The sequence below is a fragment of the Spirabiliibacterium falconis genome (assembly GCF_014885015.1).
Lineage (GTDB): Bacteria > Pseudomonadota > Gammaproteobacteria > Enterobacterales > Pasteurellaceae > Spirabiliibacterium > Spirabiliibacterium falconis.
In genome coordinates this window covers 132,178-144,859 of record NZ_JABMIJ010000006.1, presented here as the reverse complement: position 1 = coordinate 144,859, position 12,682 = coordinate 132,178, and the positions used below count along the sequence as shown (strand labels likewise).

15 protein-coding genes are annotated in these 12,682 nt (G+C 42.8%); 9 read left to right on the top strand and 6 right to left on the bottom strand.

Annotated features, from left to right (window positions below; all coding sequences use genetic code 11):
• Window positions 1-19 precede the first annotated feature (19 nt).
• From erpA to artM, 9 genes are all read left to right on the top strand, one after another.
• Window positions 20-364, top strand: a complete 345-nt coding sequence (erpA, locus tag HPC40_RS03295) for an iron-sulfur cluster insertion protein ErpA (protein WP_208118060.1) — start codon at window positions 20-22, stop codon at window positions 362-364.
• Between the two features lie 15 nt (window positions 365-379).
• Window positions 380-757, top strand: a complete 378-nt coding sequence (locus HPC40_RS03290) for a YacL family protein (protein ID WP_208118059.1) — start codon at window positions 380-382, stop codon at window positions 755-757.
• A 50-nt stretch (window positions 758-807) separates the two neighbouring features.
• On the top strand, window positions 808-2,172 hold the full coding sequence (locus tag HPC40_RS03285; protein WP_208118058.1) for an L-serine ammonia-lyase: 1,365 nt from the start codon (window positions 808-810) through the stop codon (window positions 2,170-2,172).
• A 145-nt stretch (window positions 2,173-2,317) separates the two neighbouring features.
• A complete protein-coding gene (mfd, locus tag HPC40_RS03280; RefSeq protein ID WP_235972292.1) occupies window positions 2,318-5,770 on the top strand; it encodes a transcription-repair coupling factor in 3,453 nt (1,150 codons plus the stop codon).
• A 48-nt stretch (window positions 5,771-5,818) separates the two neighbouring features.
• Window positions 5,819-6,397, top strand: a complete 579-nt coding sequence (gene lpcA, locus HPC40_RS03275; RefSeq protein WP_208118057.1) for a D-sedoheptulose 7-phosphate isomerase — start codon at window positions 5,819-5,821, stop codon at window positions 6,395-6,397.
• A 174-nt stretch (window positions 6,398-6,571) separates the two neighbouring features.
• Window positions 6,572-7,303 (top strand): arginine ABC transporter ATP-binding protein ArtP, encoded by a 732-nt coding sequence (gene artP / locus HPC40_RS03270; protein ID WP_208118056.1) that lies wholly within the window; start codon window positions 6,572-6,574, stop codon window positions 7,301-7,303.
• Between the two features lie 27 nt (window positions 7,304-7,330).
• On the top strand, window positions 7,331-8,053 hold the full coding sequence (locus HPC40_RS03265; RefSeq protein WP_208118055.1) for an arginine ABC transporter substrate-binding protein: 723 nt from the start codon (window positions 7,331-7,333) through the stop codon (window positions 8,051-8,053).
• Window positions 8,054-8,062: 9 nt separating this feature from the next.
• Window positions 8,063-8,734 carry an arginine ABC transporter permease ArtQ gene (gene artQ / locus HPC40_RS03260; RefSeq protein ID WP_208118054.1) on the top strand — a complete coding sequence of 224 codons (672 nt, stop codon included), beginning with the start codon at window positions 8,063-8,065 and terminating at the stop codon, window positions 8,732-8,734.
• Window positions 8,731-9,417, top strand: a complete 687-nt coding sequence (gene artM / locus HPC40_RS03255; RefSeq protein ID WP_208118053.1) for an arginine ABC transporter permease ArtM — start codon at window positions 8,731-8,733, stop codon at window positions 9,415-9,417. Before artQ ends, artM begins: the two co-directional genes overlap by 4 nt.
• 49 nt (window positions 9,418-9,466) lie before the next feature.
• On the opposite strand, the gene HPC40_RS03250 is transcribed toward artM, so the two are convergent.
• The 6 genes from HPC40_RS03250 to infC form a co-directional block, all read right to left on the bottom strand.
• Window positions 9,467-10,192 carry a TPM domain-containing protein gene (locus HPC40_RS03250; RefSeq protein ID WP_208118052.1) on the bottom strand — a complete coding sequence of 242 codons (726 nt, stop codon included), beginning with the start codon at window positions 10,190-10,192 and terminating at the stop codon, window positions 9,467-9,469.
• The gene (locus HPC40_RS03245; protein WP_208118051.1) at window positions 10,189-10,644 is read right to left on the bottom strand and encodes a TPM domain-containing protein; all 456 of its coding nucleotides are present in this window, start codon (window positions 10,642-10,644) and stop codon (window positions 10,189-10,191) included. Before HPC40_RS03245 ends, HPC40_RS03250 begins: the two co-directional genes overlap by 4 nt.
• A gap of 12 nt (window positions 10,645-10,656) precedes the next feature.
• On the bottom strand, window positions 10,657-11,238 hold the full coding sequence (locus HPC40_RS03240) for a LemA family protein (RefSeq protein ID WP_208118050.1): 582 nt from the start codon (window positions 11,236-11,238) through the stop codon (window positions 10,657-10,659).
• Window positions 11,239-11,400: 162 nt separating this feature from the next.
• Window positions 11,401-11,754, bottom strand: coding sequence for a 50S ribosomal protein L20 (gene rplT / locus HPC40_RS03235; RefSeq protein WP_066108956.1), 354 nt, complete (start codon window positions 11,752-11,754; stop codon window positions 11,401-11,403).
• 35 nt (window positions 11,755-11,789) lie between these two features.
• The gene (gene rpmI, locus HPC40_RS03230; RefSeq protein WP_208118049.1) at window positions 11,790-11,987 is read right to left on the bottom strand and encodes a 50S ribosomal protein L35; all 198 of its coding nucleotides are present in this window, start codon (window positions 11,985-11,987) and stop codon (window positions 11,790-11,792) included.
• Between the two features lie 86 nt (window positions 11,988-12,073).
• Window positions 12,074-12,604, bottom strand: a complete 531-nt coding sequence (gene infC, locus HPC40_RS03225) for a translation initiation factor IF-3 (RefSeq protein WP_328805299.1) — start codon at window positions 12,602-12,604, stop codon at window positions 12,074-12,076.
• Window positions 12,605-12,682 lie beyond the last annotated feature (78 nt).

Genomic DNA, 12,682 nt, shown 5'->3' with positions numbered 1-12,682 from the left:
TTCCTTTTTTAATGAAGTAATGACTATGAACGACGCAATTCCATTAACATTTACTGACGCTGCGGCAAATAAGGTTAAATCATTAATCGCCGATGAAGAAAATCCTAATCTAAAACTGCGTGTTTACATCACCGGAGGTGGTTGCAGTGGCTTTCAATACGGCTTCACATTTGATGAGAAAGTCAACGATGGCGATTTAACTATCGAAAAAAATGGGGTTGGGCTTGTAGTTGACCCGATGAGTTTGCAATATCTCATCGGCGGCACTGTAGATTATACTGAAGGTCTGGAAGGATCACGTTTTATTGTGAATAATCCAAATGCGACAACAACATGTGGTTGCGGTTCATCATTTAGCATTTAAGCTCATAACAAGGTTATGGATTATCAATTTTATTGTGATCAAAACCAAACTGTCGTTGTAGAATGTTCAACTGAGCACGAAGCGGTTGCCCATTGGATGAATACAGAACTTGGGCAATCTCTCTCAGCGATCGAATCAACCATTAATGTATTAGAACAAAACCGTACGTCATTGCAAGAAACACGTCTTATTGGTGCAGAATATACAATGACCCTGCAACAAGGTGATGTCTGTATTCAAGCTAATCACTGTTGGCAAGATGAACGTGAGGATCACACGTCAACGTTAGCAGACGATCTCGCCTTTTATCATGCCGAAAGTATCGCATATTGCGGTGTCGATGATCTGCTTGAATTGCTGGCTCAATACCGCACTTTTCTCACATCAAACTGACTAAAAATCCAGAGATGGAGACAATAATACCTAATTAAGTTGGATACACTATGATCAGTATTTTCGATATGTTTAAGGTCGGCATCGGACCGTCTAGCTCCCACACTGTTGGCCCAATGAAAGCAGGCAAGCAATTTCTTGATGAATTACTATCACAAAATCTTCTATCTGAAATAGACCGCATTTGTGTTGATGTTTACGGCTCATTGGCTTTTACTGGCATTGGGCATAGCACGGATATTGCCATTATTATGGGGCTGACGGGGGCTTTGCCCGATACCGTTGATATTGAGGCAATACCGCACTTTATGGCAGCGTTAAAACGCGATCATCGCTTACCGATTGCCCATCACAAAACCATTACATTTAACATTGAGCAAGATTTACGCTTTCACGCCACTTTTTTACCGTTGCACGAAAATGGTATGCGCTTTCGAGCATTTCGGCAAGATACGTTATGCTATGCACAAACATATTATTCAATTGGCGGTGGTTTTATTGTTGATGAGGCTCATTTCAATCAAGCTGATAATACGCCTCAAGATGTGCCCTATCCTTACCACAGTGCTGACGATATCCTCACCCATTGCCAAACGCAAGGCTTTGCGATCTCAACCTTAATGCTCAAAAATGAGGCTGCGCTACGCCCACTATCAGACGTTAAACAATATTTACACTATATTTGGCAAACCATGTGGGACTGTATGCAGCGTGGTATGCACGCTGAAGGCATTTTACCAGGTAAATTAAAGCTACCACGACGTGCAACCGCACTTCGCCGCTTACTAGAATCGAATAATACGCTTTCCAATGATCCCATGAAGATTATTGACTGGGTCAATATGTTTGCCCTTGCAGTAAATGAAGAAAATGCAGCAGGCGGACGCGTGGTTACAGCACCCACCAATGGCGCATGTGGCATTGTGCCTGCGGTATTTGCTTATTACCAACAATTTATATCCCCAGTAAATGATGAACTGATTGAACGCTATTTACTCACCTGTGGTATTATCGGATCACTCTACAAAATGAATGCCTCAATCTCTGGTGCAGAAGTGGGGTGTCAAGGTGAGGTAGGCGTGGCCTGTTCTATGGCAGCCGCAGGACTGACTGAAATTTTAGGCGGCAGTCCTGAGCAAGTGTGTATTGCCGCGGAAATTGCCATGGAACACAATTTAGGGCTAACCTGTGATCCCGTTAACGGGCAAGTGCAAGTCCCTTGCATAGAACGCAATGCCATTGCTGCGGTCAAAGCAATCAACGCCAGCCGTATGGCACTTCGTCGCACTACCCGTCCTTCGGTAACGCTAGATAAAGTGATCGAAACCATGTTTGAAACCGGCAAAGATATGAATGCCAAATACCGTGAAACAGCAACTGGCGGCTTAGCCATAAAAATCGTGCCTTGCGATTAAAGCCCACAAGACTTATTGTGTAGAATATAGCTGTCTTTCTTGGCATTCCTCTTACCAAATTATTCGCCACGCTAACACAGCGTTGCTGGATTTAACGGAATAAATACAACCGTACTTTGCTTTTCTTAAAGTGCTTGGGTAAACTATGTTTTTATTTTTTAATCCAAACGTTATGCACGCATTATTTTCCCTTGCCCTGCCAAATCAAGCAGGTGATCATAAACGCTTAGGCAACCATATTGGTGATGCAGATATACTTGCTATTACACAAATCGCAGAGCAACATGCGGGTTTGTGTGTCGTGGTTACACCCGATACGCGTTCAGCCCTAAATCTCGAAAAAAAATTACGCACATTGAGCGCAAAACCGCTGTGCTTTTTCCCTGACTGGGAAACCTTACCCTATGACAGTTTTTCACCGCACCAAGACATTATTTCCGCACGCTTAAGTGCGCTCTTTTTTCTGCAAAACGCCCATGATGGCATTTTTATTTTGCCAATCAATACGTTAATGCAACGGCTATGCCCACCGCACTTTTTGCAAAATAATGTTCTCTTAATTCAACCAAACGATAAAATCAACATTGAACAATTTCGTCGTAAACTGGAAAGTGCGGGGTACCGTGCCGTAGAACAAGTGCTAGAACATGGGGAATTTGCCATTCGAGGCTCACTGTTAGATCTGTTCCCAATGGGAAGTGCGGTGCCATTTCGGCTAGACTTTTTTGATGATGAAATCGACACCATTCGTACATTTGACGTCGATTCACAACGCAGCCTTGAGAAAATTGAGCAAATTAATCTGCTACCTGCGCACGAGTTTCCAACAGACGACAAAGCGATTGAACTTTTCCGCACACAATTTCGGGAACATTTTGACATTCGCCGCGACAGTGAACATATTTACCAACAAATTAGTAAAGGCACTCTTGCTGCGGGGATTGAATATTGGCAACCGCTCTTTTTCGAGCAGATGGCAACACTATTTGATTATCTACCTGATAATACATTATTTATCAATTACCATAACTGTGGCGAAAAAAGTGAGCGTTTTTTCAGCGATGCACAGCAACGCTTTGAAAGCCGTAAAATTGACCCTATGCGCCCTCTTCTTGCACCTAGTGCATTATGGCTACGTCCTGATGAAGTAAACCGCCATTTAAAACACTATCCATTGCTCACGTTTCACCACGACAAACTGCGCAAATCAGTCAAACAAGACAACCTTGCCGTAGAGCCATTGCCCAATCTTGCCATTCAAGCTCAACATAAAGAACCGCTACAAGCCTTACGCCAATTTCACGAACAATTTAACGGCAAGCTTATTTTCTCTGTGGAATCTGAAGGGCGACGTGAAACGTTGCTTGATTTACTTAAACCGTTAAAACTCAAACCGCACTTTTATGCCACTGTGAATGAATGCCAAAGTGCGGTCAATTTGGTGATAGGGCAACTGGACAACGGTTTTATTGCCACGGGTTATTATGCCCTAATTACCGAAACCAACTTACTCGGCGAATGCGTGCAACAACGCAAACGTGATAGTCGAAAAAGTATCAATCCTGATACCCTGATTCGCCATTTAGCCGAGCTAAAAATTGGGCAGCCTGTGGTGCATTTAGAGCACGGTGTTGGGCGTTACGGCGGATTAACTACGCTAAAAGCGGGTGGCATTTTAGCGGAATACCTCTTATTAGAATATGCCAACGATGCAAAATTATATGTGCCTGTGTCATCATTACATTTACTCAGTCGTTATGTTGGTGGCAATGAAGAAAACGCTCCGCTGCATAAACTGGGTAGTGATGCGTGGGTAAAAGCACGAAATCGTGCGGCAGAGAAAATCCGTGATGTTGCCGCAGAACTATTAGATGTATATGCCAAACGAGAAACACAAACGGGCTTCGCATTTGAGTATAACCCTGATGAATTTAAACAATTTTGCGATACATTCCCCTTTGAGGAAACCGCCGATCAAGCCATGGCGATTAATGCCGTAATCAGCGATATGTGCCAACCTAAAGCAATGGATCGTTTAGTCTGCGGGGATGTCGGATTTGGTAAAACCGAAGTGGCTATGCGTGCTGCATTTTTGGCGGTCAATAATAATCGCCAAGTCGCTGTTTTAGTGCCAACCACCCTATTGGCACAGCAGCACTATGATAATTTTAATGACCGCTTTGCGAATTTGCCCGTAAATGTAGAAGTGCTTTCACGCTTTAAAACCGCTAAAGAGCAAAAAGCTATCTTAACCGATTTAGCCGAAGGCAAAATTGATATTCTCATTGGCACGCATAAATTATTGCAATCCGATGTAACATTTAAGCAACTCGGCTTATTGGTAGTTGATGAAGAACACCGTTTCGGCGTGCGTCAAAAAGAAAAAATCAAACAACTGCGTGCTAACGTCGACATTCTCACGCTCACAGCAACACCAATTCCCCGCACTTTAAATATGGCGATGAGCGGTATGCGTGATCTCTCCATTATCTCAACACCACCTGCAAGACGGCTAACCATTAAAACCTTTGTGCGTCAAAGCGATCCGCTCACCATTCGAGAGGCAGTATTGCGTGAAATTTTGCGTGGTGGACAAGTGTATTATCTACATAACGATGTTTCTACCATTGAAAATTGTGCAAAATCCCTTGCAGAGTTAATTCCTGAAGCGCGTATCGTTATTGGGCATGGACAAATGCGAGAGCGTGATCTTGAACGTGTGATGAGTGATTTTTACCATCAACGGTATAACTTACTTGTCTGCTCTACCATTATCGAAACAGGTATTGACGTACCAACAGCTAACACCATTATCATTGAGCGTGCAGATAAATTTGGATTGGCACAATTACATCAACTGCGTGGGCGTGTTGGACGTTCTCACCACCAAGCCTATGCTTATTTGCTTACTCCGCATCCTAAACGCATGACCAGCGATGCACGCAAACGACTTGATGCACTCGAAAATTTAGATAACCTTGGTGCAGGTTTTGTGCTTGCAACACACGATTTAGAAATTCGTGGCGCAGGTGAACTCTTAGGGGCTGAGCAAAGTGGGCAAATTGAGTCGATTGGTTTTTCTCTTTATATGGAGTTATTGGAAAGTGCGGTTGATGCACTGAAAAATGGACGTGAGCCAACCCTTGATGAACTCACTTCACAGCAAGTAGAAATTGACTTACGCATTCCAGCGTTATTGCCTGATGATTATTTAGGTGATGTTAATATGCGCCTTTCCTTCTACAAACGCATTGCGAGTGCAAACTCGCCACAAGCGTTAAATGAATTGAAAGTGGAATTGATCGATCGCTTTGGTTCACTGCCACAACCTGCCCAAAATCTCATGCAAATTGCACAACTTAGACAGCACGCTAAACCTATGGGGATTCAAAAAATTGAAGCCTACGCCCAAGGCGGACACATTGAATTTAAACCCTCTGTTGAACTTGATCCAGAACCATTTTTAGCGTTAATTGGGCAACATAAAGGCATCTATCGCTTTGATGGTCCACATAAATTCCGATTTACTTTATCGCTGGAAAATGCACAAGAGCGGCTTGAGTTTGTGACAGAATTGCTGGACAAACTCAAGCAATAAGTTATTGTATCACTGCACCATATTACGTTTTTCCAAAAGGAGAATTATATGTATTTTGATCAGATTAAAGCCGAATTAACCCAAGCTGCCGATGTTTTAAACGCATTTTTAAACGACGACAAACACATTGAACAGATAGAACGTGCAGCCAAATTGCTGGCAGACAGTTTCAAACACGGTGGAAAAGTGCTTTCGTGTGGAAACGGCGGATCGCACTGTGATGCTATGCATTTTGCTGAAGAGCTCACTGGGCGTTACCGTGAAAATCGCCCTGGCTACCCAGCGATTGCGATTTCCGATCCCAGCCATTTAAGCTGTGTAAGCAATGATTTTGGCTATGATTATGTATTCTCTCGCTATGTTGAGGCTGTTGGTCAAAAAGGCGATGTACTGTTTGGACTTTCGACCTCAGGCAATTCAACCAATATTTTCAATGCCATTCAAGCCGCCAAAGCCAAAGGAATGAAAGTGATCACTTTAACAGGCAAAGATGGGGGCAAAATGGCAGGGCTTGCTGATGTGGAAATCCGTGTACCGCACTTTGGTTATGCCGATCGCATTCAAGAAATTCACATTAAAGTTATTCACATTTTAATGATGCTTATTGAATTTGAAATGGAAAAATAAACATAGGGCGAATTACGCCCTATACCTAGAAAGACAGCAAATGCCTATTCATTCAGTTAAAATACCATAAAATGAATTTTTATTCCATTTTTAACCCTTTTTATGAAAATTTATTTGCATAAAATGACTTTTGTGATTACTATTTAGCATCATTTATTAGTAAAGGCATTCGCGATGAGTATTCGCATCGAAAATCTCAATTTTTTCTACGGCAAAAAGCAAGCCCTCTTTGATATTAATTTTGACGCTAAAAGTAGTGATATTGTTGTGCTGTTAGGCTCAAGCGGTGCTGGAAAAAGCACCTTGATCCGTACACTCAATTTACTTGAAATCCCAACATCAGGACGGCTTATCATTGCAGGCAATGAATTTGATTTAAGTTTAGCTAAAACTGACCCGAAAAAAATCCGTAAATTACGTACTGATGTGGGAATGGTATTTCAGCAATATAATCTCTGGCCTCATTACACCGTGATGCAAAATTTAATTGAAGCCCCAATGAAAGTGTTAGGAATGAGTAAAGCTGATGCCGTTGAACGTGCACAACGCTTACTCAAACGCTTGCGTGTTGACGATCATGCTGATCGCTACCCTTTACATTTATCTGGCGGGCAGCAACAGCGTGTGGCAATCGCTCGCGCTTTAATGATGAAACCACAAGTTCTACTATTCGATGAGCCTACCGCTGCGCTCGACCCTGCAATTACTGCACAAGTTGTATCAATTATTCAAGAATTGCAAGGCATGGGGATTACGCAAGTGATTGTAACTCATGAGGTTGCTGTGGCACGGAAAGTGGCAACCAAAGTCATTTACATGGAACAAGGGCATATCGTTGAAATGGGCGATGCAAGCTGCTTTACCAACCCCAAAACTGATGCTTTTGCACACTATTTATCCCACTAAACACAACATTCAACTTAGGAGATAACAATGAAAAATATTCTTGTAACCGCACTTTTCGCTACTAGCGCAATGAGCGCAAGCGCACTTGATATTACATTTGCAACCGAACCGACCTACCCACCATTTGAAACCACTGATTCGAATGGCAAAATCGTCGGTTTTGATATTGATATTGCCAATGCTGTTTGTGCAGAAATCAAAGCCAACTGTTCTTTCCAAAACCAAGCATTTGACAGCTTAATTCCAGGGTTAAAATTCAAACGTTTTGATGCAGCTATTTCGGCTATCGATATCACAGATGATCGCGCTAAACAAGTCAGTTTTTCACAACCTTACTACGACAGTTCAGCAAGTTTTATTGGTGTAAAAGATAAAGTTACCCGTGAAAGTGCCAAAACCGTCGGCGTACAAAATGGGACAACCTTTCAGCAATATATCGCTGAAAATGATAAACAATATAAAGCTAACGCCTATACTACCCTGCAAAGTGCGGTTTTGGATTTAAAAAATGGTCGTATCGACTTAATTTTTGGAGATACCGCTGTTCTTGCTGATTGGATGAAAAGTGATGACAATTTAGCGTTCATTGGTGAAAAAGTTACTGATCCGAAATTCTTCGGTACAGGTATGGGTATCGCAGTAAATAAAAGCAATACCGCACTTTTAGAGGAACTAAATAAAGGCTTGGCTGCAATCAAAGCCAATGGTGAATACCAAAAAATTTACGATAAATGGATGACTGGAAAATAATCTCGCATTATGTTTGATAACATCCTTTCGCTGATGCTAGACGCCACCCTAATGACCATAGGGTTGGCGTTGTGTGCCCTATTAGTCGGCTTAATTTTTTCTATTCTATTCGTAGTGCTAGAAACAGCAAAATTCAAATGGCTACGCATAGCCACTTCAGTGATGCTAACCCTTTTTCGTGGTCTGCCTGAAATTTTAGTGGTATTTCTTATCTATTACGGCTCAACTCAAGTGCTGTTTATGATAACAGGCGATTATGTCGAATTTGGTGCATTTGGCTGTGGCGTAATAGCCCTTGCCATTATTTTTGCTGCCTATGCTTCACAATCCTTACGTGGCGCAATTCAGGCGATTGCACTAGGGCAATGGGAATCTGCCGCCGCACTGGGACTGACTCGTGCACAAGCATTTATCCATATTATTATGCCTCAAGTTTGGCGACACGCACTGCCAGGACTGAGCAATCAATGGCTAGTATTATTAAAAGATACCGCACTTGTCTCTCTTATTGGCGTTAGTGACATCATGCGCCAAGCAGAACTCAATAACGCGAATACACATCAGCCATTTACATGGTATGGACTCGCAGCGATTTTATATTTAGTCATTACCATTGTTAGCAAAATTGGCATTCGCCATCTTGAACAGCGTTTCACACGTTTTGAGCGGGAGGGCGTATGATCAGCGACTATTTCACCACTATCGCACAAGGCATTCCAACCAGCTTACTGCTTACATTCGTATCACTGGTCGTTGCTTTTTTGCTTGCCATTATATTTACCTTTATCTTGAGCTCTAATCTGCGTTGGCTCAAAATGCTGGTCAATGGTTACATCACTCTTTTTACTGGTACACCGCTATTAGTACAGATTTTCCTAATTTACGCTGGTCCTGGGCAATTTCAGTGGGTGATTAATAGCCCATTTTGGCATTTACTATCTGATGCGTGGTTCTGTGCTATGCTTGCTTTGGCTCTCAACTCAGCAGCCTACTCTGCACAACTTTTTTATGGTGCAGTGAAAGCTATTCCGAAAAGCCAATGGGAAGGTACTGCCGCATTAGGCTTAAGTCGCTGGCAAACCTTACGTATTCTCGTACCGTTTGCCCTTAAACGTGCCTTGCCGTCTTATACTAATGAAATTATTTTAGTATTCAAAGGCACTTCCCTAGCATCTACGATCACCATCATGGATATCATGGGTTATGCCTGCCAACTTTACGGTACGCAATACGATGCCTTATTGATCTACGGTCTCGCAGGCGTGATTTATCTTATTATCACCGCCATTGCCACCGCGCTGTTGCGTTATCTTGAAAATTATGTGCTACGCTTTGAGCGGTTAGAAACCAGCAAAGCTAACTAACAAGTTCCCTTAAAAAAACAAAAGTGCGGTTTTAACCGCACTTTTTATTTTACCAACTGCCGCCAGCACCACCTCCGCCAAAGCCACCGAAGCCGCCACCAAAACCGCCTCGGTCATGACGAGAGCGAGAACGCCGTAAAGCATTCTCCACATTACTCGGGCTAACGTACACGCTACGGTGTCCACGCAAGATCTGGATAAACACAAAAAAGATAAAGAGTTGGACGGCTAAACCGATAATCCAACCAACCGTATTGTCATCCTCTTGTGCTTGCTGTGGCGCATATTCGCCTACACTGGCATTCATGATCGCTTGTAAACCGTTAGCAATGCCTTGAAAATAATTACCCTGCTTAAACTGCGGTGTAATCTCATGGCGAATCAGTTGCGAAAGCAAGGCATCAGGCAATGCACCTTCTAACCCACGCCCTGTCGCAATAAAGATTTTGCGATCATTTTTGGCAATCAGCATCAACACGCCATTGTCCAAATTTTTACGCCCCACACCCCAGTAATCGCCTAATGCAAAGGCATATTCCGAAATGTCATTGTTTCCCACACTTGGGAGCATCACCACCGTAATTTGCGAGCTAGTTTTGTGACTGTAATCTTGCAAATAACTTTCTAAGGTTTGCATTTGCGTAGATGTTAGCGTATGCGTGTAATCATTCACATAACGAAACGGTTTTGGCACACTGGGAAAATCGTATGCTGCGTGCGCAACACAAGCAACAAATGTGAAGAAAATAAACAAAGTGCGGTGCCATAATTTCATCGAATAATTACCTCATTTGGTAGCTCATTCACGTCATCATCTTGATACGGAAAATGGACTGCTAATTTATCACCAATTAAACCAATAGCATGAATAATGCCGTGGCTTAATTGATCAATACTGGCGTGCATTGAAATGGCATCACAACACTGCTGCCAAAAATCAGCTTGCACATAACAATCAATACCGCGATCACCAATCACCGCACATTGCCGTTGGTTGAGTGCGACATAAATCAAAACGCCATTATGAGCAGCAGTTTGTTGCATACCAAGCTCTTGGAAAATCTGTTCGGCCCGTGCCACCACAGGTGTGGTACGTTCAAGCATATCACTAAACTTAGCATTTTTTTCGATAAACACCCTAAGCTCTGCCGATGAACGTTTTTCTAACGCAGCGATTGCCGCTTCCACCGCATGGCTATCAATGGCTGATTTTGCAAATAAAGGCATATAACCGCACTTTTAGTTAAAGTTGACGACAGGTGCGTTTTCAGAGCCCGCTTGCGCTTTGAAATACGGTTTATCTTTAAAGCCAAACAGCATCGCCACCAGTTTGGTTGGAAATTGGCGCACTTTTTGATTATATTCTTTCGCTACGGCGTTGAAGTCGTTGCGCGCTTTCTTAATACGGTTTTCAGTGCCTTCAAGCTGGGCTTGCAGGTTTAAAAAGCCGTCGTTGGCGCGCAATTCTGGGTAACGCTCAACAGTGACCAACAAACGTGACAACGCAGAGCTAACCTCGCCTTGATTTTGTTGGAATTGGTTTAACTGCTCTTGGGTCATGTTAGCTAGGTCAATTTTGGTTTGTGAGACTTTTGAGCGGGCATCCACCACGGCGGTGAGGGTTTCGCGTTCAAAATTCGCTTGGGCTTGAACGGTTTTAACGATATTAGGAATTAATTCAGCGCGGCGTTGATATTCAGTTTCTACATTCGCCCACACCGAGTTAATTTGCTCTTCCGCGCGCACCAAGCCGTTGTAGCTCGACATCAATGTGAAACCAGCAATCACCGCGATGACAACAATAATCAACCATTTTTTCATGATATTTCCTTAAAATAAAAAGCACTTAAAGTGCGGTTCAATCAAAACTCTATTGTGCGCAACTTTGCACAAAATTGCAATTACAACACCACGATGCAAAGTGCGGTTTGAGGCATAAAAAAAGGAACGACAAACGTTCCTTTTTATCACTTGAAAATCAAGTTACAGTGCAGATTTTGCTTTTTCAACTAAAGCGGCAAATGCTACTTTGTCGAATACAGCAATGTCTGCCAAAATTTTACGGTCGATTTCAACAGAGGCTTTTTTCAAACCATTGATGAAACGGCTGTAAGACAATCCGTTTTGACGAGCCGCTGCGTTGATACGCGCGATCCACAATTGACGGAATTGACGTTTGCGTTGACGACGGTCACGATAAGCATATTGACCTGCTTTGATAACCGCTTGGAAAGCAACGCGATACACGCGTGAGCGCGCACCATAATAACCTTTAGCAGCCTTAAGAACTTTCTTATGACGAGCTCTGGCGATAACACCACGTTTTACACGGGCCATAGGGAATCTCCTTGAATATTTTTAACTAAGATGAACTAGACGTACGGCAAACAAGCAACGACTAATACTTGATCGGATTTAGCAACCATTGATTTATGGCGCAAATGACGTTTACGTTTAGTTGACTTCTTGGTCAAAATATGACGCAAGTGAGATTGTTTACGCTTAAAACCGCCAGAAGCTGTTTTTTTGAAACGCTTCGCAGCACCGCGTACTGTTTTAATTTTTGGCATAATTTGGATAACTCCGCATTGTATTGTTAATCAAACAAAATAATCAGGCGTAAAAGTGCGGTCGCACCCTTAACTTGCAAGCCTCATTACTTTTTCTTAGGGGCAAGCACCATCACCATTTGACGGCCTTCCAATTTTGATGGAGCGGACTCCACCACGGCGATATCTGCCAGATCGTTTTTCACACGCTCAAGCAAATCGACCCCGATTTGTTGATGGGCCATTTCACGTCCGCGAAAGCGGATTGTGATCTTGGTTTTGTCCCCATCTTCGAGGAAACGTGTCAGGCTGCGTAGTTTTACCTGATAGTCACCCTCGTCTGTACCAGGTCGGAATTTGATTTCCTTAACCTGAACAACTTTTTGCTTTTTCTTTTGCTCTTTGGCAATTTTACTTTTTTCGTAGAGGAACTTACCGTAGTTCATAATGCGGCACACAGGTGGCTCCGCATTCGGGCTGATTTCCACTAAATCAAGCGCGGCTGCTTCCGCTTTTTCCAACGCTTCTTGAATATCGACAATCCCAACTTGCTCGCCTTCGGCGTCAATCAAACGAACTTCTTTCACTTTGATTTCTTCATTAATACGATTCGGGCGATTTGCTTGAACTCTTTTCACAGTCTTAATAATCTCATTCCTTTACTGGTAAAATACTTGTTGCCTTCACAAGACAACAGCGATCCGCTTTTAGAAAAA

Bases quoted from the DNA above. Each gene is read 5' to 3' on its own strand.
- HPC40_RS03240 (WP_208118050.1), bottom strand. From the start codon at position 11,238: ATGAAAAAATGGTTGATTATTGTTGTCATCGCGGTGATTGCTGGTTTC.
- artQ (WP_208118054.1), top strand. From the start codon at position 8,063: ATGTTTGATAACATCCTTTCGCTGATGCTAGACGCCACCCTAATGACC.
- HPC40_RS03285 (WP_208118058.1), top strand. From the start codon at position 808: ATGATCAGTATTTTCGATATGTTTAAGGTCGGCATCGGACCGTCTAGC.
- HPC40_RS03250 (WP_208118052.1), bottom strand. From the start codon at position 10,192: ATGAAATTATGGCACCGCACTTTGTTTATTTTCTTCACATTTGTTGCT.
- mfd (WP_235972292.1), top strand. From the start codon at position 2,318: ATGTTTTTATTTTTTAATCCAAACGTTATGCACGCATTATTTTCCCTT.
- HPC40_RS03265 (WP_208118055.1), top strand. From the start codon at position 7,331: ATGAAAAATATTCTTGTAACCGCACTTTTCGCTACTAGCGCAATGAGC.
- artP (WP_208118056.1), top strand. From the start codon at position 6,572: ATGAGTATTCGCATCGAAAATCTCAATTTTTTCTACGGCAAAAAGCAA.
- erpA (WP_208118060.1), top strand. From the start codon at position 20: ATGACTATGAACGACGCAATTCCATTAACATTTACTGACGCTGCGGCA.
- rplT (WP_066108956.1), bottom strand. From the start codon at position 11,754: ATGGCCCGTGTAAAACGTGGTGTTATCGCCAGAGCTCGTCATAAGAAA.
- artM (WP_208118053.1), top strand. From the start codon at position 8,731: ATGATCAGCGACTATTTCACCACTATCGCACAAGGCATTCCAACCAGC.
- lpcA (WP_208118057.1), top strand. From the start codon at position 5,819: ATGTATTTTGATCAGATTAAAGCCGAATTAACCCAAGCTGCCGATGTT.
- HPC40_RS03245 (WP_208118051.1), bottom strand. From the start codon at position 10,644: ATGCCTTTATTTGCAAAATCAGCCATTGATAGCCATGCGGTGGAAGCG.
- rpmI (WP_208118049.1), bottom strand. From the start codon at position 11,987: ATGCCAAAAATTAAAACAGTACGCGGTGCTGCGAAGCGTTTCAAAAAA.
- HPC40_RS03290 (WP_208118059.1), top strand. From the start codon at position 380: ATGGATTATCAATTTTATTGTGATCAAAACCAAACTGTCGTTGTAGAA.